Here is a 22191-nt window from a genome sequence, read left to right as displayed (position 1 = left end):
CCAATGTACAACAAAATATCACAAAGCAAGGAGTTTGCCTGCACAGCCGTATAATCAGCTTTATTAAGCATTATATACCGGTATACGTTTTGCGCTCCTGCATTCTGTGGGAGCGCTTTTTTATTGCAGGCAGAAAGAAAAGAGAGGTAAATATGTCAGCTATAATCGAAATCAAAAATGTAAGCAAGGAATTCAAGGTGCTAAACAGGCATGAAGGACTCAAGGGCAGTCTCAAAGACCTGTTTTCAAGGGACTACAAGACCGTAAGAGCCGTGGACAACATCTCAATGACCATTCAGCAGGGCGAGATCGTGGGTTATCTCGGACCAAACGGTGCAGGTAAGTCCACTACTATCAAGATGATGACAGGCGTTCTCGAACCGACATCGGGCGAGATACTTGTGGGCGGTAATGTCCCTTATAACAACCGCTCAAAAAACGCTCAGGAAATAGGCGTCGTATTCGGTCAGCGCTCTCAGCTCTGGTGGGCTCTGCCCCTTGTGGAGTCATTCAAGCTCCTGAAGGACATCTATCAGATACCCGACGAGAAATACGACAGCATACTAAAACTATACCGCTCCCTTGTGGATATAGAGCCCCTGCTCCACAAGCCCGTACGTCAGATGTCTCTGGGACAGCGTACCCTCAGCGATATACTTGCGGCTTTTCTCCACGATCCTAAGATAGTTTTTCTCGACGAGCCGACTATCGGTCTCGACGTTTCAATGAAAGCAAAGATACGTACTCTTATCCATGCGCTGAACAAGGAAAAGAACACTACCGTTATCCTGACAACTCACGATATGGGCGACGTTGACGCGCTGTGCAGGAGGATAGTCATCATCGACAAGGGCAAAATGCTCTACGATAACGATATCGAGCACCTCAAGGGCTTCTTCGGCTCATACCGCACATTAAAAATACGTATTGACGGCGACCTGAAGGAACAGTCTGAGCTCATACAGAAGGAGCTCCCCGAGTTTTCCGTATCTGCCGACGACGAGTGGATATCGGTCCTTGTTGACGAGGAAAAAGCCAAGGTCATCGATGTTCTCGGAAAGCTCCAGCACTCCTACAATATCAGGGATATGCAGCTCGAGGAGATATCCACAGAGGAGGTCATCAAGAAAATATACGAGGAGGGAGTACAATGAAGCTGAAAAAGTACCTCGTCCTCACCCGTGCAGGAATTATGGAGACCTTGCAGTTCCGACTGTCATTCGTGGTAATGGTCATCGGAAATCTGCTGTATCTCATAGTAGTGTATTTTCTCTGGGACGCAATATACGAATCCGCAGGCACAGACGTGGTAAACGGCATGACATTTTCGGATACGCTCATATACCTTGTCCTTGCAACAGCGCTCTTCAACTTCATGGAGATGTACGCAGTCTGGGAGATAGGACGCAGTATCCAGTCGGGAAAGATAGTTCTTGACCTTTTAAAGCCTATGGAATACCGAAAGTATCTGTTCTGGTCGTTTTCGGGCTCATTTATTGCAAAGTTCCTGCTCACATTCCTGCCTACATTCATTGCTGTAGCCATAGTTACAAACGGAGCTATACCAATGGGGATAAATCTGCTCTACTTCGTACTCTCTGTAGTCATGGCAGTTTCTATCAACTACAGCATTGACTTCATAGTAGGTACCATATGTCTCTACACCGAGTCCATATGGGGCATAAACATCATGAAGCAGGTAATAGTTCTTCTGCTTTCGGGCGCGACCATTCCCCTTGCATTCTTCCCCGACACACTCAGAACCGTAGTGAACTACCTGCCATTCCAGTCAATATACAATGCACCGCTGACTATCCTGCTGGACGGTGCTCCCACCGCAGAAACAGTGCTCACCACTCTGGGAACTCAGCTTATCTGGTGCATCGTTATGATGGTGATAAGCAAGCTTTTCTGGAAGGTCTCACTGAGACAGATAACTGTGAACGGAGGCTGATGTATCATGAAAAGAAAAGGTTTACGCTTCTACGCTAAGATATACTGCAAGATACTGGCTCAGGACCTGAAAAGCAAAATGAGCTACCGCGCAGACTTCATCATCTCAACTATAGGAATGATATTCACAAATGTGGCAGGCTTTATCAGCTTCTGGATATTATTCCGAAACTTCCCGTCCATAAAGGGCTGGAGCTATCACGAAATGCTGTTCCTTTACGGCTTTTCGCTGATATCACTGACTCCAGTGCAGTGCTTCTTCGACAACAACTGGAGCCTGAGACAGAATGTCTACACAGGCGACTTCATCAAGTACTGTTTCCGTCCTATCAATATGTTCTTCTACTATCAGTCGGAGGTATTCGACATAAAAGGTCTGGGACAGCTTGCATTCGGACTGGTAACTCTTATCTATTCATGGATAAAGCTGGGACTGGGCTTCACGCCGCTTATGCTTCTGAAACTGATAGTGTTCCTCATAACGGCTTCACTTATCATGATAGCTCTGCAAAATGCTGCGGCAGCAACCTGCTTCTGGATACAGAACTCATTCTACGTCCTCGATTTAGCGTACAGATTCAGAGACTACGCTAAATACCCTATCACAATATTCAGCTCGGTATTCAGATTCATCTTCACATTCCTTATGCCGATAGCCTTTATCGCATACTACCCCAGCCTTGTGATACTGCGTCCCGAAAAAGTACCTGTATTGTCGTGGCTGTCGCCTGTTATAGGCATTGCGTTCTTCTGGCTCAGCTATAAGATATGGATGCACGGCGCTAAAAACTACAGTGGAACAGGTTCATAAACAGCGAGGGCGTGACTTTTGTCACGCCCTCTAAAAATAATAAATGAAAAATATGGTGTCCGCTCTGCGGACATTTTTATTATCTGCTCAACGCACGTAAGTATGCTGTTTTCCTTGACATTTCATATCAGCAGTGATATAATGAATTGTCATGTTATTCAGACATAAAGGAGATTTTTAATATGAAGGATCAAAGTGTTAAGAAGAAAAAGAAATGGCCGAAAGTGCTTCTGGTCATTGTTGTGCTTATCGGAGCTCTCGCAGGCTTTATAGCGTTCAATGCTTCAAAGAACATGAAGGTGATGAACAGGACTCTCGACTCGGGTATGAAAACTCTCTCGGAGCACGCCGAAGTCACACCTGTTGACGCAGGCGAGTTTTCGCAGATAAAGATGTACGGGCTCATGAAGTTCGACGTTTCTCAGTACAACGTCAAGGATATCGGAAATCTTTCCGTAATGACCGTAAATATGGGCTTTATGCAGATGGTTTCCTACGTTATCACGCCTTATGACAAGAATATGCCGCTGATGTCCATGGACTTCATGTATATACTCGGAAACCGCAAGTCTTACGTGGAATTCTACGACCTCGTCCCCGACAAGACCGCTGACGATTACATCGAAACACTTGCTTCAATAAAGGAATTCGAGAACAAGTACAGCAGCTTTGAAGACATTGCCACCGATCCTGCATGGTACGACGACCTGATGACAGTTGCGCTCCATAAGGCAGGCAAGCGTGCTGACGACGAGAAGATAGAGGAAATGTTCTGCGACGCTATCAGCTGCTACATGGAAAAGGCTAACGAGCTTGAGGAGCTCTCTGACGAGGAAAAGGCTGTAAAGCTTGAGCTCACCAAGAAATACTCCGATAACCTTGTTGAAAAGGGCGGAGTTTCCACCAACGTGTTCAAAAAACAGCTCGGCGAGGAAAAGACTAAGGAATTCTTTGACAAAGTATTCTTCGGAACAGAAAAATACAAATAAAAAATCAGGCGCGATAAGAATTTATCGCGCCCTTTTTGTTTCATCTTACCTCAAAGCTGTAGTCTCCGTGAACGGGTACTCGCTCCGATTCTATGCGCTCAACGCTGCCCCATGAGTGGTTTTCCATAGCCTCAACAAGGTCGGAGATATCTCTCTCCGTACCCTCTGCCTCCATTTCCACAGAGCCGTCGTCAAGATTGCGCACCCAGCCGCTTAGTCCTAATCGTCTTGCGGTATTCTTAGCCTTCCAGCGGAAGCCCACGCCCTGCACATAGCCGTAAAATATTATATGTCTGCGAACCTTGTCCATATTTGTCTCCTGTTATTCTTTTTTCTTTCTCACCAGCAGAGCCGCTCCAACAACTGCAAGAAATGCAATTGCCGCAATGATACCGCCAATAGCTATCCTGCCCTCTGACGAGAGCTGTCTGTCGCCGTAAACTGTAGTAGTATACGTGAAGCCCGTTGCGCGGAAAGCCGCGTCCACGTCCTCGGCTATGACCTCGTGTCCCTTTGCATTGGGGTGGATATCAAGGTCGGCAATGTTGGTAAGGCTGCCTGCCTTGCCCTCAAAGTCTGCGGCAATGTCTATGACCTTGTAGCCGCAGGCGGAATTTTCCGTGATTATCTCGTTGAGCCTGCCTATCTTTTCATTTGAGAAATCCGTAACGCGCTTGAATTTGCTGTAGTATTCCAGCGGATCATAGAGCGTCTGTATGTAGACCGTGCCCTCGGTACGCCTGTCAAGCTCCTCGGCTATGGTCTTGATATTCAGCTCAAATTGGTCAAGAGCCTTGTCAACGTCGCTGTTAATACTGAGAAACATGGACGCCGCACTGAAAAAGTCGAAATTATCCTTATTGAAAGAACCGCTTTCACTTATGCCCATGCTGTTGAACAGGTCAAGCATTATCCCCAGCAGGTCGTTGCCGCCGATAGATATGACCACGGCGTCGCAGTCTGCAAGGTCGCTGTCAAGCTGACCGCTCTGTATCTGCCCGATAAGGTCTGAGGAAGTCGCTCCCGAAACCGCCTTATTCACCATTGTATGACCGCATTTGCCGCGGAGCTCCTCATTGTACTTTTCCCTGAGGATATTTGAATAGGAGCGGCAGTGGTAATTATCATCGGCAGTATAGCCCTCCAGTCCGTAGCCTGCCGCTATGGAGTCCCCGAGAAACAGCATTTTCGGCGGAACTTCCGTATTATTCACCACTTCTGTGACGGATTTTTCCGTCATTGAACAGGAAGCGAGGCTGACTGACAGTATGGCGGCAGAGACCGCCGCAGCAATTTTTCTGAACATAGGCGCTCCTTTCGGTCAGGTTTTTCTTAATTATACCACAGTAACAGCTGATTTTCAAGAATTATCCGACACATAAATTGACTCTCATTTCATAATATGCTAAAATAGTGATTGATAATGATACAGGCAGGTGATGATATGCTATACTATATGTTCAACAAGCCACAGGGCTGCGTTACTGCACGGTCTGACACGGTACACAGGACAGTCATGGACTACTTTCCTGCCAAACTTGCGGAAAAGCTCCACCCTGTAGGCAGGCTTGACAAGGACACCTGCGGACTGCTGATACTCACCGACGACGGCGACCTTGACTTCAAAATAATGCAGCCTGACCGCCATATCAGCAAGACCTACTTTTTCTACGCTATCGGCACTATGACCGAGGAGAAGCGTCAGCTTCTCGAAAACGGCATTGCTATGGCAGGATTCACTGCTAAAGAAGCAGTTTTTCAGCTCCACAGGGAGTACCGTATCGGCGAGCTTGAAAGCTTCATGCCTGCTGAGCGCCGCGAGCGCTACATGAAAAATCCCGACGGTGCGGCATTTTCAGCTACTATCACCATTTGCGAGGGCAAAAAACATCAGGTAAAGCGTATGCTTGAAGCGGTAGGCTGTCGGATATTCTACCTTCGCCGCGATAAGATAGGAGAGCTGCCCCTCGACAGCTCTCTCGGACAGGGCGAATACCGACAGCTTACCGAAAACGAAGTTATTTTGCTGAAACAACGGCTCTGAAATGGGATTCGGTACAGTAATAGTCGCTCTCGCCGTTGATGAACTTCCTGTAGTCTATCCTCTTGGGAATAGTGGGAGAATCCGATGAAAAGGATCTGCACCACACATAAAGCGAAAGGTGTCCCATAGTGCCGTCGCTGTGAGCTCCTATGACATAGCCTGTCTGCCACTTTTCTTTCGGCAGGTCACCGAATCTGAGGTCGGTTTCCTCATAAAACTGCCTGCAAAGCTCCTCGGTGTCGAAATACAGCCAAACTCTTTCCTCTTCTGATAAAATGTCTCTGATAGTATGCATAGATATGCACTCCTTTGAAAATATTCCATAAGAGCACAAAAGCGACCCCATCGTCACGACGGGATCGCTGTTTCGCTTTATTATCCCATCGTTCAAGCTTTAGCACCTTACATATACGCAGGTTGCTGTGCGGTCTCAGGGCTTGTCCCTCACGCACTCTTTATGGTACTTTTATAATAACACCTTTTTCAGCCTATGTCAATAGCCGACTGAAAAAAACTTTTTATCCGCCGAGCACCCGAGTTGACAGCTCAGAGAGAATATGATAAGATTATACTGTTAATCTGAATAACAAGGAGAAGTCTCAGTGATACTATTAACTGCTCAGAATATATCAAAGACATATATGGAACGCAAGGTTCTGGACGACGTTTCGTTCTTTCTCAACGAGGGAGACAAGGTCGGTATCATCGGCATTAACGGCACGGGAAAGTCCACCCTGCTGAAAATACTTGCAGGCGCTGAAGAAGCCGACGGCGGCGATATCATCAGAACTAACGGCATAAGGATATCCTATCTGCCCCAGATACCCGAATTCGGCGACAGCGGCAGCGTTCTCGAACAGGTTCTCTTACATCTGCCGAAAGACCTGCGGCAGGCTAAGGAATACGAAGCAAAATCCATACTGGAAAAGCTTGGTATCTCCGACCAGCAGCGCGATATCAGCACCCTTTCGGGCGGCGAGAAGCGCCGCGCAGGCATAGCTGCCGCCCTGATACAGCCCAGCGATGTTCTTCTCCTTGACGAGCCCACCAACCATATCGACAACGAGACAGCTCAGCTCCTTGAAGACCTGCTGATGAAATACCGCGGAGCTATCGTCATGGTAACTCATGACCGTTACTTCCTCAATAAGATTTGCAGCAAGATTGTTGAGATAGACCGCGGAAAGCTCTACGTCTGCGAGGGCAGCTACAGCGACTACCTCATGCAGAAGGCTCAGCGCGAAGCTGACGCAGAGGCTGCCGAACGCAAGAACCGCTCTCTCTACCGCAGAGAGCTTGAATGGATAAGCCGAGGCGCAAGAGCACGCGGCACCAAGTCCAAAGACAGGATAGAGCGCTTCGAGGCGCTTAAAAACCGCGAAGTCCCTGTGGCGGTGGAAAAGGTGCAGCTACAGTCCGTATCGTCAAGACTTGGCAGAAAGACCATAGAAATTGAGAATATCAGCAAAACTATAGACGGAAAGCCCCTTATCACGGACTTCTCCTACATAGTCTCCCGTGACGCAAGGATAGGCATTGTCGGACGCAACGGCGAAGGCAAGAGCACTTTTCTGAAAATGCTTCACGGTGATATATCTCCCGATTCGGGCAGGATAATCCTCGGCGATACCGTCAATATCGGCTATTTCTCTCAGGAGTGCGAGTCCATGGATCCGTCCGTGCGCGTAATCGAGTACATAAGGGAGACTGCCGACATCGTCCGCACTCCCGACGGAACAGTTACAGCGTCGCAGATGCTGGAGCGATTCCTGTTCAATTCCGAGCTCCAGTGGAACCGTATCGAAAAGCTGTCGGGCGGCGAGAGAAAAAGGCTGTATCTGCTGAAAATTCTTATGACCGCGCCGAATATCCTCCTGCTTGACGAGCCTACCAACGACCTTGACATTACAACTCTCACAATACTGGAAGACTACCTTGAAAGCTTCAGCGGAGCTGTTATAGTCGTGTCTCACGACAGGTACTTCCTCGATAAAACGGCAAATGAGATATTTGAGTTCAGAAACGGCATCTGTACCAGATTCAACGGCAATTACTCCGATTATGCCGAAAAAGCCAAGGAAATGTACGCTGATGAAGCTCCCAAGCCCAAAAAGGAAAACACAAAGAAAGAGCGTGTTTTCGTCGGCAAAAAGAAGCTCCGCTTTTCATTCAAGGAGCAGCGTGAATTTGAGACTATCGACGACGATATCGCTTCTCTTGAAGAGCAGATTGCCGCCGCCGAAAAGGATATCGCAGCAAATTTCTCGGATTATGTTAAATTACAGGAGCTGTCCGACAAAAAGGAAGCCCTTGAAACCGAGCTTGCCGAAAAAATGGAACGCTGGGTGTACCTCAACGACCTCGCCGAGCGCATAGAGCGCGGAGAAACGGAATAAAGCGCTGGCGTGATATAATATCACGCCAGCGCTTTATTTATTCCGCTTTGCTGTTGTCAGTGCAGATCATCTCATTGAACTCAGCAAAGCCCTTGGTATCATGTGCAACAAATGAACATTTAACCGAATATGGCTTGAAATCCTCCTCGCCGAAGTATTTCAGTATCTCAGTGAAATCTATCTCGCCGTCAAAGGTACACAGCTCATCGGTTTTGATACTGTTTTCCTTCGGATAAATCCATATATATCTATTGGGCTCTATAACGTCAGGCAGCTCATCATTTTTATCGATGTAATACTCATTGCCGCCTATTTCTATCAGCTTCATATCGTCAGGCGAGTCAAGCCACCTTAATCTATCGGCTTCATCGGCGCCGTCGGTGATAAGGACAGTCAAAGTATCGCTGTCGTTTTTGAATTCTGCCAAAATGCAAATTTTCGCACTGCTCTCATTTCCGACTACAGCACACGAATCAGTCTTGACAGTTCCCGAATATTTCAGATTGAGCTTATCAAGGTCTTCAAACCTCTGTAAGCTTGATATCACATAATACGTCTTGTCGCTCCACTGAGCAATGAACGAACCGTCGCTGCAAACTGCCGTCTTTTCCTCGCCCAGAGTGTCTTCTATGCTGTGTACATTGAAAACTGTACTGCCTGCTGTCTCAGTAAAATCGTCATTAAAATATAAGTACTCTTTCTCGGGCTCGGGTATCTGCTTTGTTTTTCCGATAACAAATCGGGTAAGCGCTGCAAGGTCGCCGATATTCAGCTTGCAGTCACCGTTTACGTCCTGATAGAAGCTGACATTATGCTCCTCGGTCATAAGAAGCAGTCTTCTGAGCGTGACCACATCGTAAATATCGACCGAACCGTCTCTGTTCAAATCGCCGCGTACAGCGTTTTTCTTCTTTGTAAGCTTATCATTTACATCAATGCTGTCGGCTAAGCTGAAATCATCAACACAGAAGTCAACAGGATCTTCGGGTATCACACGAATGACCTCATTGGCAAATCTGTCGTTGGAAAGCAGGAACTTCAAGTCCTCCATATCTATCCAGAGTCCCGAGGGGATAGTTCTGGAATACAAGTCTCTTGTAAAGCCTGTTTTGGAGTTAAGATCTGCTATCTGAAATTTAAACCTGACGTTTCTGCCGCTGTTATGATACAGCTTCAGATCTGCAACAAGCTCTTTGCTGCTGAAATCATAGGGATCGATTCTGTACTCAAAGGCGCGTACTGCTTTATCGTTTCCCGATATCAGCATGGAATGCTCTCCGCTGAATGAATGGTCGGTATCATATGAAGCCTTGGTTCCTGTAAAAGGAGCTCCTGCTTTCTCATTCTCGGTCTCAAAATCTATGAATACTTTCCTGCCCTCTTCGTCTGTCGTGAGAGGCTCATGCCTTGTATATGCAAAATCAGGTCCGTAGTTGTTTTGCTGGGTTATCTCCTTGGTTATCTCAAGAGAGTTTACCTTGGCTGTGCCTGTGCTTCTGTACGCCTGAACGCTGAAGCCCACATCGTACATGAATCCCAGATCAAAGCCTGTTTTATTCCATTCCTTGAAATGATCCACCACATTGATAGTATTCTTTATATTGCAGGTGCCGTCCGTCTTTTCAGCAAGATTTTCACGTGCAATGCTGTAATAGGAATACGTAACGGGAGTCTCCGTAAAACAGCCCATCTGCGACCTGATGTTCATGTAGATATCGTAGGTGATACCGTTGGATTCAAACGAACCGAGAACATCGCCAGTGGCAGGACGCCAGCTGCCCCAGCTGTCTACAATGTAAAACTCATAGTAGGCGTTGGTATCCTCCATCCAGCCGTAAACGCCTGAAAAGCCCGAACCGTCCATATAGTCCACATCTTCGTCATATGTAATGTTATACTCTTTTATCTGCGAAGCATAGACCGTGTTCCTCTCAAACGATTCGCCTTTCAGTGCAAAAGAGTCCACGATATTGCGCCAGCTCACAGTAAAGCCGTTATTTTCAGTGTTTTCGTAATCGAATTCTCCTTCGTAGTTCTGATTCCATAATTCATAGTAAAATCCGTCTACAGTGTCCTTCTCGGTAAAATCAGCCGCATATACCTGAGCTGACGGTATTACCGACGGCAGACTTACTGCACTAAGCATACAGATTCCTGCTGTCAGAGCCGATAATGTCTTTGTGAACCATGTGGGCATATTATTTCCTCCTCACTGAAACCTCGTGTCGGCAAACTTGATGCCGCAAATAAAACAAAACAATTTACGGATATAACATATCCTTCTTTTATACTATCATTTACTTCATCATAAGTCAAAGCATTTTTTGCGGTATTTCAGGCTTCGCCCAGTTTTTCAAGGGTATCGCGGAGTATTTCCTTTCTCAGCTCGGTGAGCCACTTTGAAAACGCCGCTGTATCAAATGCATAGACCTTATTCAGCTCCCGCTCGTTTTCAGACCATGTATCAAGGGGCGACTCATTGTGCTGGATAAGAGCTTCAAGCTTGTCGATAGCCTTGAAGAGCTTCGCCTCCTGAGTCTTCTGCTGATTCATCTCATCAAACAGTGCCGTGAAGCTTTCCGAGATATCCGCAGGCAGAGACCTGAGCCATTTTTCCAGAAGTTCGTCCTCCCTTGCACGGTCAGAGTCTGTCTTTGCAAATGTGGGGATATCTCCCGTGAAGCACTCTCCGAGGTCATGTATCACGCACATAGCCATGACCTTGTCGATATCCGTATCGGGAAATTCATTTCTCAGCAGCATAGCCATAAGAGCCATTCGCCAGCTATGCTCCGCAACGCTCTCCGTTCTTCTGTTTGATGTGGTGCAGTGCCGCGGCGTGTCCTTTAACCGCTCCGCAGTGTGAAGTATTTCAAGGTATTCTCTTGCGTTCATATCCGACCTCCTGTTTTTGATATTAATAGCATAAAAACGAAACATTATGCTATGAATGCCTGCATTCATTATAGCATGAGCAGCACCAAAAAGCAATAATTATGCGGAAACGCCGTAAACTCCATGTATACGAGACTAATAAAAAGCTCCGAGAGCAATTTACAAATAGTATATAAAAGCAAAAACCGACAAAATTGTATAACATCATAGCAAGAAAATACTTGTTAATGCCAACTATAATGTTATAATAAAAGCATAAAGATATATATTGGGGGACTACTAAATTACGTTCTTAAACAAACTGCATTAGAGGGTTTTTGCAGACAAAAACAAAGGAGTGATTTTAGTGAAAATGTCCAAAATCAAAAAGGTCATCAGCGGCACCGTTTCTGCGCTGATGATCGTATCAAGCGTCCCGACAGTCGTATCTGCTGCCGACCAGCAAACAAGAGGCAATATCGGCGGATTCGACTACGAGATGTGGAATCAGAACGGACAGGGACAGGTTTCCATGAATCCCGGCGCAGGTTCCTTCTCCTGCTCATGGAGCAACATCGAAAACTTCCTTGCTCGTATGGGTAAAAACTACGACAGCCAGAAGAAGAATTACAAGGCTTTCGGAGACATCACCCTCTCATACGATGTTGAATACACACCAAGAGGAAACTCGTATATGTGCGTTTACGGCTGGACGAGGAATCCCCTTATGGAGTACTACATCGTTGAAGGCTGGGGCGACTGGCGTCCACCCGGAAACGACGGTGAAAGAAAGGGTACCGTAACTCTCGACGGTCATACCTACGACATCGCCAAGACAATGCGTTACAACCAGCCCTCTCTGGACGGTACAGCTACCTTCCCGCAGTACTGGAGCATTCGTCAGCAGAGCGGCTCAGCAAACAACCAGACCAACTACATGAAGGGCACTATCAGCGTTTCCAAGCACTTTGACGCATGGTCGCAGGCAGGTCTCGATATGAGCGGTACTCTTTATGAGGTATCCCTTAACATCGAGGGCTATCGTTCAAACGGTTCTGCCAATGTAAAGAGCATTTCATTCGACGGATCACCGAATCCACAGCCAAGCACCAACACCGATACCAACACCAATGTTGGCGACAACGGCGGTCAGCAGCAGGGCGGCTTCGATTTCAGCCAGTTCGGCGGCGGACAGCAGGGCGGCTTCGACTTTAGCCAGTTCGGCGGCGGTCAGCAGGGCGGCTTTGATATGAGCCAGTTCGGCGGCGGTCAGCAGGGCGGCTTTGACTTCAGCCAGTTTGGCGGCGGTCAGCAGGGCGGCTTTGACATGAGCCAGTTCGGCGGCGGTCAGCAGCATGGCGGCAACAATACTAATACTCAGCAGCCCAACACTAATACTAATACAAATACCAACACTACTACACAGAGTACAGGTACTATAAAAATCATGCCTATAGGTGACTCCATAACATTTGGTATGGGCGATACAGGCGGATACAGAAAGTTCCTCTACAACAGCCTTAAAAAGAAGGGCTACAGCGTAGATATGGTAGGTCCCGAGGGCACTAACAGCACCACCACAAACGGTCTGACCTACGATGACAACCACGCAGGCTACAGCGGATTCCAGATAAAGCAGCGTGCAAGCTGGGGCAACGACAGCAGCTTATACGAAAAGCTCAAGGAAAAGAATGCGGTCAAGCAGGCTCAGCCTGATATAGTTCTCCTTATCATCGGCACAAACGATATGAACGCTAACCGCTCCACAAGCGACTGTGAAAAGGATCTCCGCGATCTTCTGGATTATATCCTCGCTGATATGCCGTCAGGCGGTATGCTCTTCCTCGGCACTATCCCTGAGCTCAGCGGCGGTATGTTTGGCGGCGGTGACAAGTCCTCTCAGATAGCAAGCTACAACGCAGCTATCAAGAAGGTAGCTGAAGAATACAAGAGCAGCGGCAAGCACGTTACCTTTGCAGACGTTCACGGCTGCCTCAACGGTACAGCTGACCTCGGCGACGGAATCCACCCTAACGCTGAGGGCTATGAAAAGATAGGCAATCTCTTCTCAGGTCTTATCGACGAGTACGAAAAGGCTTCTGCACCAGCAGTAACAACCACCACAACAACTACTAAAGCAACAACTACAACTACCAAAGCAACAACTACTACAACAGCAGCAACTACTACAGTTCCAGCACTTAAAGCAACAAAGGCAGGCGACGCAAACTGCGACGGCAAGGTAGATATGTCCGATGTGGTTCTCGTAATGCAGGCTCTTGCCAACCCAAATAAATTCGCTTTAGGCGGCTCAGACGAGAAGGCTATCACTCAACAGGGCGAGGTCAACGCAGACGTTGACAAGGCTTCCGAGGGACTTACACCAAGCGACGCATTAACTATCCAGAAATTTCTTCTCGGCATGATAAAAAGCTTATAAGACATAATTTACCATTTACCGAAGCAGAGCCATGACGACTTGTCATGGCTCTGCTTCTTTTTTATTCTGTTTTCTCCAGCAATTCACTGAGCGCTCTCTCAAAATCCGAATCCTGCTGAGATGTACGCTTGGAAAGTCCCTTGGTGCGTCCGCCGCTGCGGCGTATCTTTGCGGAAACTGCGCGAAATTCCAGCAGTCCCGAGATATTCTCCTCGGTGTAGCGTTTGCCGTCCTGATTGAGAACAACGGCTCTTTTGCTGAGACACATCGCAGCCAGACCGTAGTCCTGAGTTACGGCGATATCCCCTGCTCCGATAAGATTTACAAGGCGGAAATCAGCGCTGTCCGCACCCTTGTCAACTATAATTGTCTCAGAGCCCTCACGCTGTATGGAATGGGCTGTATCGCAGATTATGGTACATTCAGCACCGTGCTTTTTTGCTGTGCGGACTGCAATATCCACTACGGGACAGCCGTCGGCGTCTATAAATATCCTCATACCTGTCTCCTGTTCAGAATAAACTGTCAGCGATGAACTGAGCTGCGAAAACAGCCGCAACGCCCAATACAACGCTGAATATTACGTATGCAGCAGCGGTGGGATACGCTCCCTTGTTAATAAGTCCGCCTGTTTCCAGTGCAAAGGAAGAAAAGGTAGTAAATCCGCCGCAAATACCAACTTTCAGGAACAGCACAGCCCTCGGACTGTCCGCCAGCTGCTTTGCAGCAAGAGCCGCCGCAAGTCCGATAATAAAACAGCCTATAATATTTACCAGAAACGTTTTTACGGGAAATCCGTTCCCGTCTCCTATGGGCAGCTTGCCCACAAGATACCGCATAACAGCGCCCATCGCGCCTCCTGCGGCTACAACCAGACAATCCCTCATACTATCGCCCCTTTCAGTTATACGAATTATACCACAAAAATACTTAAATGGCAACCTATACAGCAAAAAGCTCCTTACAGATGTAAGGAGCTCGTTTTTATGAAGCAGTATTCTGCTGAAGGAATATGATACCGTTACGGTTGACAGCCTCGCCCTCTGCAAGCACTGCAACCCTTGCAGCAACTGTGCCGCCTGCCTTTTCAACAAGGAGCTCCATAGCCTTCACGGTCTCACCTGTTGTGACTACAGCGTCAACAATAAGCACTTTCTTTCCATTCATTGTTTTAAGGTCAGACTCATTTAAGAAGAGCTTCTGACCGTTTGCAGTCTCTGCGCATATTTCCTTTTTATCGCCTGCATGAAGCTTTGCGTTTCTGCGTGCTACAACGTAGCGTCTGCCGCTCTGCTTTGACATTTCGTAAGCAACAGGTATACCTCTTGACTCGACGGTAAGAATTATATCGAAAGCAGGCGATCTGTGAAGAAGTCTCCTTGCGTTTTCCTCGGTGGACTCAACATCGCCGAATCTTACGAAAGCCGCAGTGCTCTGTTTCTCATTTCCAATATAGCTTTCCGTGTTCCTTTGCAGTCCTTCAAGTCTGATGTTGTACTGCTCGGACTTATCGGCAGTCTTGATAGCAAGGTTATTCCTGCGTATTTCTTTTGTCTCTCTCATGGGCTTGGGCTCCTGCACCATGAACTTATAGCCGTTCTCTTCCACGATACTCTTGATATCGTATTCCATTTTAAGCGGAATGCCAAGCTCTAAGCACTTGTCTATGATATCCTTTATCCACTCGAACTTCATAGGCTGAGCGTCTATACCTATCTCGCTGCCGAGAACTACCCATGTATTGTCTCTGCCAAAGGTTTCTACGAGCTCATCAAGGTGAACAGGCTCTATGTATTCCAGCACGGGCTGATATACAACGCAGGCTGTTATACGATGATTCTTTGTTTTATCGATCAGCTCCAAGATACGGCTCGTGCATTCGTTCTTATCAACAGTGCATGAAAAAACGACGTTCTGCATATCTGTATCCGTCGGAACAGAGCTCAGGTCAATACCGTTAGGACGCTTGCTTACAAGCTGGAAGGTATCACAGCATCTGCCCTTTCTGCGCTTTAGCTCGTTTGCAGCGATGATCTGCTCGAGGACATTAGCCTGCCACTCAGGCTTCCAGCAGCCAAAGTCAGACATATATGTAAGGAACCAGTCGATAGGATTATCGCTCTCAATATTGAACAGCTCGGGAACAGCATTGCCCTCGGCGTCCTTTGTTATCTTATAGGGACCGCGGAAAACAGGCTTTCTGTAGCTGTCAGTTATCGCAAAGTGCTCTACTACCCTTCTGCTGAAGCAGTAAGGGCAGTTTATAGGGCAGCCCACAACAGGGCTGTATACCTTTGTATTAAGATGCGTATCATGGTTGATATCCCTGAGAACGCGCTTCAGAGCTATCTGATGACCTTCATAATAAACACGCACCTTCTGTATCTGGTCAAGTATACTTGAAGCAAGATCCTTGTATTCTTCAAGCTCCTCTCTTACAGGATACATCTCAACACGCATTTTGTTATAGTCATAACCTGCGAAGTTTATGTAAAAGATATTCATAAGCCTGTTTATGATCTCAGGCTTTTCGATCATTGTAATGATACCCGCCGACAGCGCATCAGTATAGTAGTCTTCAATTCTCAGCATAAAACATCTTCCCTCTCATTTTCCTTTATTTATAGCTTGAAGACGGCTTTGAAAAAAACAGTGCTTTTTTTGATGCTGAGTCATAGAGTGTAAATAATGAAAGATCCATATTAAGCCCCCTGTTCAATGTGCTCCATTTTAAGCTCTCTCTTATACTTATAGTAAGTATTATTGGAAAGCCCTATCATTTTCATGCACTCCTTATCGGAGAGCCCCCCCTCAAAATCCTTGCTTAGCTTGATTATAAGGGGTTTAACAGCCTTACTTTTCTTAGTTTCATGAACAGCGCCCTTAACAGTACCGATCTGCTTGCCGTTGCTGCGTGCAGTTTCGATCCCCTCGCTGGTACGTCTGATCAGTTCCTTGATCTGATTTTCAGACTGAGCAAAGGCTTTATAGATATCCAGTTCGATCTTATTCGCAATGAAGTGATCGACAGCTGACATAACGCCCTTTAAAAGGTTATTTGCAGCTTGCTCCTCGGCTGAAAAGGAAAGGGAGATAACTCCTTTCAATGCCTCCTTGTAGGACTCGGTATCCAGATAGCGTTCCCTGATAAAGACAAGCTGAATATTCTTACAGACCAGCTCTTTATACAGGACAAACGCCTCGGCAGCATTGCTTCCCATTTTACTTACGCTGTCAAATACGATGACATCGTTATTTTCAAGCTTTCGGAAAAGCTTTTCCCATTCCGGGCGATTCACAGACGTTCCCGAAAAAGTCTCTTTTATAATGTCTGCTTCGGGGAAAGCCTTTTTGATATTCCTTATCTGTCTCTCTATCGACTGTTTCTTTGTGGTGATACAACAGTAGCCATATACCATATTTTTACCCTTCCATATCAGTAGTGCAGCAGGAAATATTTTGGATCTTTCAATTATAATGTATTTAAGTTATTATTCAGATGATAGAATAAGAACAATTTCGAAGCTTTTCAGCCTCTGCTATATATCAAATATTAATAATCCGACAATAGATACAGATATTATACCACATTTTTCAAAAGAAGTCAACTTTTTTGATAGAAACTACAAAAACGTCATTTTTAATATAAAAAATCCCCCGTAAGCCCTATTATCATATAACATCAATAAATGACAAAAAATTGCTCTAAACAGACTTTTCTATAAATCGAGCTAAAAAAGCTCCTCTGTTTAACCGCAATGCTCATATAGAAGCTTATAGTTAATTATGGGGGAAACCTTTCTGAAGAAAGGCTTTCCCCCATACCCCTTTCCAAAGACTTTTTTAGCTGATTTTTTCTCATATAGGGCTCGTTTAAAATAAAAAAGGCCTTTTATTATAACAGAGCGAGCCCTATATGAGAAAAAATAAAACTGAAAGTTTTAGGGAGAGAGTTTGAGAGAAGCCCCTTTTTCAAAAGGGGTTCTCTCAATAATAAGCATAAAACTTCTGTATAAGCACTATGGTTAAGCAAAGGAGCTTTTTATCACGTAAAGATAAGTGCGCCGCTGTCCTCCATCATGCCGAGGAGAAAATACCGTGCTTCCTCGCGGAGCTCGGGCTTAGCCATGTAGTACATATAAGTCTCGACCTTATTCAGTGTGCTTGCAGTCCTGCCCTCTATCTTGAACTGCTCAAAGCCCATGGGGACGTACTTCTCCCATATAGCTTCTGGAGAGATATGCGTTTTCAGCTCCTTGATATCGAAGATGCTGCGCTTTGAGTAGGGACAGGCGCTGAAATGATTGGGATCGTACTTTTCAAGGTCAAAGGGCACGTTGGGATACTTTTTGATATGGTTGCAGAAGGCTATCTGCTGCTGACTGATGTCCTTGTAGTGCTGAAGTCTGCCCTGACATTCGGGCTGACAGCAAGCATTCACCAGAAGCTCTATGTCCTTTTTCCGCGGCATATCTTCAAGGATATCGAATTTATTGTTCAGGTCGTAATCCGCAACGACAACGTGATAATCCTTTTCAAGCTCCGCCATAAGAGCTTCCTTTGAGTTAAGGCGCTTGCAGGTAGAGCTTGTAAGCTTGTACTGCGGAAACTCCTTACGGATATAATCTTCAAGTATGGGCGAAGCAACGATGACTTCGTTCATGCCGTTGTTTGCAAGGTGTAGCATCATGTTGCAGCGCTCATCGCTGAGGTGCTTCTTTTCAAGCATTATATTCGTGAATGTAAAGCGAAGCGGTATGCCGCGGTTATTGAACTCCCTGATGACTGTTTTCATGTAGTTCTTATCGGTATTGCCGCCCTGAGACCTGCCGCCGTTCCAGAGACACGGCGGAAAAACTCCGTATACAGAGGCTATCTCCACGCCCTCGCGGAAGAAGTCGGGACGGTTTTTAAGCATTTCCGCAAAGAGCAGATTAAGCTTGAAGCTGCCCGAAAAATCGGGAAGATGAAAACGTACTCTCATAATTATTCTCCTGTTTTGATATTCCGAACTTATCTGTATTCTAATTATATCATCAAATACCAAAAATAGCAATACGCGCGGCAAAAAAGCTGCGCTCCCTGCCATTGACAAAGGGAAAGATATGATATATGATAAAGAAAATGTGACACTCATGCACACTCTCTTGAATGTTATTATTGAAAGCACGTTTTCCATGGAGCACTTTCAGAAAGGAGGAGATCTATGACGGGCAAAGAATACTCCAGACTATACCATAAATCCCGTGACAAGGCATACGACGCACTGTTTGAAGAATACTGCAATTACGTTTACGCTATAGTTTACAACAGACTGAGAGGTATTGCTTCACGGGAGGACATTGAAGAATGCGTCAGCGACGTTTTCGCAGATGTTTTCTTCGGATATTCCGCCGAATCCGCCGTAAAGGAGGACATGAGGGGCTATATCGGCACTGTTGCAAAGCGCCGCGCTATAAACGCTTTTCACAGTCTTACCGCAAGGCAGAAGCATTTATCAGGCAATGCCGACGAGGAGCTTGTCACTATAAGCTCCGATAAGGATATCGAAGCCGATTCCGACAGCGCCGAGACGAGAAGCATACTGCTGAGCAAGATAAACGAGCTGGGCGAGCCCGATTCAACGATCATACTCCAGAAATACTATTACGAGCGCTCCTCGGCTGAGATAGCGGAAATGCTGTCAATGAAATCCTCGGCTGTACGTATGAGAGCCGCAAGAGCTCTGGAAAAGCTGAGAAAAAAACTGGCAAACGTCGGTATCACACTGTAAAGGAGCTGAGTAATATGAAAGAAATGCGTGGTTTTGATATGCTGGATAATGCAGACGATAAGACAGTTGACCTTCTTTCGGAGGTACCTGTTCTTACAAAAGAAGAAAAAGAGAGGATGCTGGCTATGAGTAAGAAAAAGCTGGACACTATGAACAGAGAAAGCAATATAAACATAAGCAATGACGAAGTCGAAGTAAGCGGCGTTGAGCGCTACAAGCGCCCGAAATGGCAGATGTTCACATCTGCGGCAGCCTGCCTGCTCCTTTTGGGAGGTATCGCAGGCGGCACATATGCCATGAGCAGAAAGGGCGGAGCTCCCTCGCAGCAGCTTACCGAGGCAGAAGCTACCACCGCAGAGTCCCAGACAGAGCATGATATACTGCCTACAGATGCTGTGGAAATGAGCAATGAGGAGCTTCAAAGCATTGCAAAACAGCTTCTTGAAAACGCAGAAACACTGGACACTCTTGCAGGCGGTATCCCTGTGGGATTTGAGTTCAAAAGTTCCGATCCAAAAGCTGTATTGATAGACGATATAAAGGGAGTCAGCTATAAGCAGATCGAAGGGATAGATTCACTTGACGAGATACGTGAACTAATGAATGACACCTTTGCAGAGCCAATTATACTTGAGTTTGAATACAAACTGTTCGATGGTGAAACTCCTGCCTTTATCGAAAGAGACGGAAATATACTTTTCACCGATAAGGTAACAGGTCACCGCTTCTATTTCGAGGGAGAACCCGAGATAACAAGAAACGACGACGGCAGCGGATTTTCTATGGTTATCAACAATAAGAGCAATTCGGGCAGCGGTCAGGTAAACTTCAAGGTAGCCAAGATCGACGGCAAGTACAGGATAAACAATTATTCCGCATCTATGGGCTATGCAGCTTCAGAGGATAATCTTAATGAAAATGCTGATCCTATGGCTATTGCATATCAGGCAAAGATAGCTCTTAATGATGTGTTTAAGGCTTGCAATCGCATTGACATCGAAGTTGACAAAAACGACTGTATGGTCGATGATGAAAGCGCTCAGGAGTTCACTGATGAGTGGAAAACATACTTCGTTGATTATTACAGAGTTACAGACTCACGTTTCAATTCAATAGACGATGTAGTTGACTATGTCTCAGACCGTGTATGCGGAGACTTCAGAGAGGCTCTAATCAATGACATAAAGGGCGGATTCATGCAGAAAGCAGATAAGCTCTACTGCCTGAAACGTTACGGCACCTCCAACACTGCCCCCTTTGACTTCACTACAAAGACTGAAATAGCCGACAAAACAGACTCATCAATGACAGTTGAGACCTCCTTTATTTTAAACGGCGAAGAAACTCCATTGTATATAGAGCTTTATCTTATAGACGGAAAATGGAAGATAGCAGATTACAAATTCTGACATTATAACGCAAAAGCTTCCGAAAGTATCAGCTTTCGGGAGCTTTTTGTCTTATTCAGTTATAATCAACAAAATATTATTGACTTGCGTGAAATAATATGATATAATACATACAATGAGAAGTGTTCGGATTTTATTTTGAAACGAAAGAAGGTGGAGCAAAATGTATGTGCAGGGCAAATGCTACAAATGCGGAGGATTTATGGCTGTGGACGGTTCAGAGGACGCTTCTGTATGCCCGTTCTGCGGCAAGCCCTTTATCGTGGAAAAGGCTATCCAAAACTTCAATGAAACTGCACCGCATGACATAGGCGTAGAAAAGGCATCTTATGATTACGACAGCGATTTCGTTGTAGAGAGAAGCGTGCTTATCCGCTACAACGGCTACACCAAAAAGGACGTAAGGATACCCGACGGTATCACAGTTATCGGAGAATCTGCCTTTCAGGGCATGAACAACATCGAATCCGTTTATATCCCCGACGGCGCCGAGCTTATCAGCGAGGGAGCATTTTCGGGCTGTAAGAATTTGCAGGCTATCCACATTCCAGATAGTCTCATAACTATAGACAGAGAAGCCTTCAACGGCTGCATGAGACTGAAAAACATAAACTTCCCCGATAATCTAAAAAATATCGAGGCAGGCGCTTTTATAGGCTGCATAAGTCTTGAAGCCGTAACTCTTCCAAAAGAGCTTGAAATACTTTCGTGGAGAATCTTCGAGGACTGTACAGGTCTGAAATATGTTTTTATCCCGAAAAAAATCAAAACTATAGAGGACTATGCCTTTGCCGAGTGTACAAGTCTCGAAGAAGTAAAATTTGAAAGTCTCCACTTTGACGACGGCACTGCTGAGGGCATTTTCAGAATAGGAATGAACGCATTCAAAAACTGCAAAAATCTCAGCAGCATAAATATCCCCGAAACAGTAAGATTCATCGGCAATCAGGCTTTCAGGGGCTGTTCAAGTCTGAAAAAGCTGCTTATTCCCAAGAGTATCAAGGCTGTCTATCCCCTCGCCTTTGCGGACTGCACCGCTCTTGAACAGGTGACATTCGAGGGCGATACTGAGCTTTACAAGGGCAGCAACCCTTATAAATACGAGAAAAATGCCGCTACCTTTTATAACTGCCCGAAGCTCCTGAATGTAAGCTACAGCAAGATCCAGCCGAATTACTGGGCATTTCCTGCGTATACCAAGGCTCAGGAGCCTGCAAATATTGAAAACGGCAGGTGCAGGTACTGCGGCGGAGAGTTCAAAGGTCTTTTCGACAAAGTCTGCTCTGTATGCAAGAATCCGAAGGACTACTAAACACATAAGCGCTGGCGTGATGAATATCACGCCAGCTAAAATAAGAAAAAATAAAGAAAAACCAAGAAATAATAATTAAAGTGTCCGCTTTCGCGGACATATACTTATCTTTCGCCGCAAGGCGGCACTTTTATTATTATTTATTATTTCTTCACTGTTCTTTATTCTTTAAAAACAGGCATAAAGCTAA

Annotated in this window: 20 protein-coding genes and 1 riboswitch; of the genes, 10 read left to right on the top strand and 10 right to left on the bottom strand. The window is 46.0% G+C overall.

Going from position 1 to position 22191, the window contains the following annotated elements; all coding sequences use genetic code 11:
- Positions 1–152 precede the first annotated feature (152 nt).
- From BT105_RS04725 to BT105_RS04710, 4 genes are all read left to right on the top strand, one after another.
- A complete protein-coding gene (locus BT105_RS04725) occupies positions 153–1154 on the top strand; it encodes an ABC transporter ATP-binding protein (RefSeq protein ID WP_081367794.1) in 1002 nt (333 codons plus the stop codon).
- On the top strand, positions 1151–1954 hold the full coding sequence (locus BT105_RS04720; RefSeq protein WP_072299665.1) for an ABC transporter permease: 804 nt from the start codon (positions 1151–1153) through the stop codon (positions 1952–1954). The genes BT105_RS04725 and BT105_RS04720 overlap by 4 nt, the downstream gene beginning before the upstream one ends.
- A 6-nt stretch (positions 1955–1960) precedes the next feature.
- On the top strand, positions 1961–2764 hold the full coding sequence (locus BT105_RS04715; RefSeq protein WP_072299664.1) for an ABC transporter permease: 804 nt from the start codon (positions 1961–1963) through the stop codon (positions 2762–2764).
- 182 nt (positions 2765–2946) lie between these two features.
- The gene (locus BT105_RS04710) at positions 2947–3753 is read left to right on the top strand and encodes a hypothetical protein (RefSeq protein ID WP_072299663.1); all 807 of its coding nucleotides are present in this window, start codon (positions 2947–2949) and stop codon (positions 3751–3753) included.
- Between the two features lie 40 nt (positions 3754–3793).
- Here BT105_RS04710 and BT105_RS04705 read toward each other — a convergent pair whose 3' ends face one another.
- Both BT105_RS04705 and BT105_RS04700 read right to left on the bottom strand, forming a co-directional pair.
- Positions 3794–4063 carry an acylphosphatase gene (locus BT105_RS04705; RefSeq protein WP_028516310.1) on the bottom strand — a complete coding sequence of 90 codons (270 nt, stop codon included), beginning with the start codon at positions 4061–4063 and terminating at the stop codon, positions 3794–3796.
- 12 nt (positions 4064–4075) lie between these two features.
- Complete coding sequence (locus BT105_RS04700) at positions 4076–5059, bottom strand: SGNH/GDSL hydrolase family protein (RefSeq protein ID WP_072299662.1); 984 nt, start codon at positions 5057–5059, stop codon at positions 4076–4078.
- 138 nt (positions 5060–5197) lie between these two features.
- On the opposite strand from BT105_RS04700, the gene BT105_RS04695 reads away from it, so the two are divergent.
- A complete protein-coding gene (locus BT105_RS04695) occupies positions 5198–5797 on the top strand; it encodes a pseudouridine synthase (protein ID WP_072299661.1) in 600 nt (199 codons plus the stop codon).
- Here the strand turns inward: BT105_RS04695 and BT105_RS04690 are convergent.
- Positions 5772–6092, bottom strand: coding sequence for a hypothetical protein (locus BT105_RS04690; RefSeq protein ID WP_072299660.1), 321 nt, complete (start codon positions 6090–6092; stop codon positions 5772–5774). The two genes, BT105_RS04695 and BT105_RS04690, sit on opposite strands and share 26 nt — an antisense overlap.
- Before the next feature lie 82 nt (positions 6093–6174).
- A riboswitch (SAM riboswitch) is annotated at positions 6175–6261 on the bottom strand.
- Between the two features lie 138 nt (positions 6262–6399).
- Between BT105_RS04690 and BT105_RS04685 the strand changes: the two genes are divergently transcribed.
- Positions 6400–8193: an ABC-F family ATP-binding cassette domain-containing protein gene (locus BT105_RS04685; RefSeq protein ID WP_072299659.1), complete on the top strand. Its 1794-nt coding sequence runs from the start codon at positions 6400–6402 to the stop codon at positions 8191–8193.
- Between the two features lie 37 nt (positions 8194–8230).
- On the opposite strand, the gene BT105_RS04680 is transcribed toward BT105_RS04685, so the two are convergent.
- Positions 8231–10390, bottom strand: a complete 2160-nt coding sequence (locus BT105_RS04680) for a glycoside hydrolase family 11 protein (protein WP_072299658.1) — start codon at positions 10388–10390, stop codon at positions 8231–8233.
- 137 nt (positions 10391–10527) lie between these two features.
- Positions 10528–11088, bottom strand: a complete 561-nt coding sequence (locus BT105_RS04675; protein ID WP_072299657.1) for an HD domain-containing protein — start codon at positions 11086–11088, stop codon at positions 10528–10530.
- Between the two features lie 352 nt (positions 11089–11440).
- On the opposite strand from BT105_RS04675, the gene BT105_RS04670 reads away from it, so the two are divergent.
- Positions 11441–13507: a glycoside hydrolase family 11 protein gene (locus BT105_RS04670; RefSeq protein WP_143186547.1), complete on the top strand. Its 2067-nt coding sequence runs from the start codon at positions 11441–11443 to the stop codon at positions 13505–13507.
- A 61-nt stretch (positions 13508–13568) separates the two neighbouring features.
- Here BT105_RS04670 and BT105_RS04665 read toward each other — a convergent pair whose 3' ends face one another.
- From BT105_RS04665 to BT105_RS04640, 5 genes are all read right to left on the bottom strand, one after another.
- Positions 13569–14006 carry a YaiI/YqxD family protein gene (locus tag BT105_RS04665; protein WP_072299655.1) on the bottom strand — a complete coding sequence of 146 codons (438 nt, stop codon included), beginning with the start codon at positions 14004–14006 and terminating at the stop codon, positions 13569–13571.
- Positions 14007–14019: 13 nt separating this feature from the next.
- Complete coding sequence (gene crcB, locus BT105_RS04660; protein ID WP_072299654.1) at positions 14020–14394, bottom strand: fluoride efflux transporter CrcB; 375 nt, start codon at positions 14392–14394, stop codon at positions 14020–14022.
- A gap of 97 nt (positions 14395–14491) precedes the next feature.
- Entirely contained in the window at positions 14492–16099 is a 1608-nt protein-coding gene (locus tag BT105_RS14645; RefSeq protein WP_081367792.1) for a DUF5131 family protein, read from the bottom strand.
- A 110-nt stretch (positions 16100–16209) separates the two neighbouring features.
- Positions 16210–16926, bottom strand: a complete 717-nt coding sequence (locus BT105_RS04645; RefSeq protein ID WP_072299653.1) for a recombinase family protein — start codon at positions 16924–16926, stop codon at positions 16210–16212.
- A gap of 626 nt (positions 16927–17552) precedes the next feature.
- Complete coding sequence (locus BT105_RS04640) at positions 17553–18491, bottom strand: hypothetical protein (protein ID WP_072299652.1); 939 nt, start codon at positions 18489–18491, stop codon at positions 17553–17555.
- A gap of 222 nt (positions 18492–18713) precedes the next feature.
- Between BT105_RS04640 and BT105_RS04635 the strand changes: the two genes are divergently transcribed.
- The 3 genes from BT105_RS04635 to BT105_RS04625 all read left to right on the top strand — a co-directional run bounded on the left by BT105_RS04635 (position 18714) and on the right by BT105_RS04625 (position 22001).
- Entirely contained in the window at positions 18714–19280 is a 567-nt protein-coding gene (locus tag BT105_RS04635) for an RNA polymerase sigma factor (protein WP_072299651.1), read from the top strand.
- 14 nt (positions 19281–19294) lie between these two features.
- Positions 19295–20689: a hypothetical protein gene (locus BT105_RS04630; RefSeq protein WP_072299650.1), complete on the top strand. Its 1395-nt coding sequence runs from the start codon at positions 19295–19297 to the stop codon at positions 20687–20689.
- A gap of 163 nt (positions 20690–20852) precedes the next feature.
- Complete coding sequence (locus BT105_RS04625) at positions 20853–22001, top strand: leucine-rich repeat domain-containing protein (RefSeq protein WP_072299649.1); 1149 nt, start codon at positions 20853–20855, stop codon at positions 21999–22001.
- Positions 22002–22191: the final 190 nt, after the last annotated feature.

The organism is Ruminococcus flavefaciens (assembly GCF_900119075.1).
Lineage (GTDB): Bacteria > Bacillota > Clostridia > Oscillospirales > Ruminococcaceae > Ruminococcus > Ruminococcus flavefaciens_Q.
This window is presented reverse-complemented; position numbering and strand designations above follow the sequence as displayed.

Bases quoted from the DNA above. Each gene is read 5' to 3' on its own strand.
- BT105_RS04695 (WP_072299661.1), top strand. From the start codon at position 5,198: ATGCTATACTATATGTTCAACAAGCCACAGGGCTGCGTTACTGCACGG.
- BT105_RS04665 (WP_072299655.1), bottom strand. From the start codon at position 14,006: ATGAGGATATTTATAGACGCCGACGGCTGTCCCGTAGTGGATATTGCA.
- BT105_RS04645 (WP_072299653.1), bottom strand. From the start codon at position 16,926: ATGGTATATGGCTACTGTTGTATCACCACAAAGAAACAGTCGATAGAG.
- BT105_RS04630 (WP_072299650.1), top strand. From the start codon at position 19,295: ATGAAAGAAATGCGTGGTTTTGATATGCTGGATAATGCAGACGATAAG.
- BT105_RS04635 (WP_072299651.1), top strand. From the start codon at position 18,714: ATGACGGGCAAAGAATACTCCAGACTATACCATAAATCCCGTGACAAG.
- BT105_RS04680 (WP_072299658.1), bottom strand. From the start codon at position 10,390: ATGCCCACATGGTTCACAAAGACATTATCGGCTCTGACAGCAGGAATC.
- BT105_RS04675 (WP_072299657.1), bottom strand. From the start codon at position 11,088: ATGAACGCAAGAGAATACCTTGAAATACTTCACACTGCGGAGCGGTTA.
- BT105_RS04640 (WP_072299652.1), bottom strand. From the start codon at position 18,491: ATGAGAGTACGTTTTCATCTTCCCGATTTTTCGGGCAGCTTCAAGCTT.
- BT105_RS04715 (WP_072299664.1), top strand. From the start codon at position 1,961: ATGAAAAGAAAAGGTTTACGCTTCTACGCTAAGATATACTGCAAGATA.
- BT105_RS04700 (WP_072299662.1), bottom strand. From the start codon at position 5,059: ATGTTCAGAAAAATTGCTGCGGCGGTCTCTGCCGCCATACTGTCAGTC.
- BT105_RS04670 (WP_143186547.1), top strand. From the start codon at position 11,441: ATGTCCAAAATCAAAAAGGTCATCAGCGGCACCGTTTCTGCGCTGATG.
- BT105_RS04710 (WP_072299663.1), top strand. From the start codon at position 2,947: ATGAAGGATCAAAGTGTTAAGAAGAAAAAGAAATGGCCGAAAGTGCTT.
- BT105_RS04690 (WP_072299660.1), bottom strand. From the start codon at position 6,092: ATGCATACTATCAGAGACATTTTATCAGAAGAGGAAAGAGTTTGGCTG.
- BT105_RS04725 (WP_081367794.1), top strand. From the start codon at position 153: ATGTCAGCTATAATCGAAATCAAAAATGTAAGCAAGGAATTCAAGGTG.
- BT105_RS04625 (WP_072299649.1), top strand. From the start codon at position 20,853: ATGTATGTGCAGGGCAAATGCTACAAATGCGGAGGATTTATGGCTGTG.
- crcB (WP_072299654.1), bottom strand. From the start codon at position 14,394: ATGAGGGATTGTCTGGTTGTAGCCGCAGGAGGCGCGATGGGCGCTGTT.
- BT105_RS04705 (WP_028516310.1), bottom strand. From the start codon at position 4,063: ATGGACAAGGTTCGCAGACATATAATATTTTACGGCTATGTGCAGGGC.
- BT105_RS14645 (WP_081367792.1), bottom strand. From the start codon at position 16,099: ATGCTGAGAATTGAAGACTACTATACTGATGCGCTGTCGGCGGGTATC.
- BT105_RS04720 (WP_072299665.1), top strand. From the start codon at position 1,151: ATGAAGCTGAAAAAGTACCTCGTCCTCACCCGTGCAGGAATTATGGAG.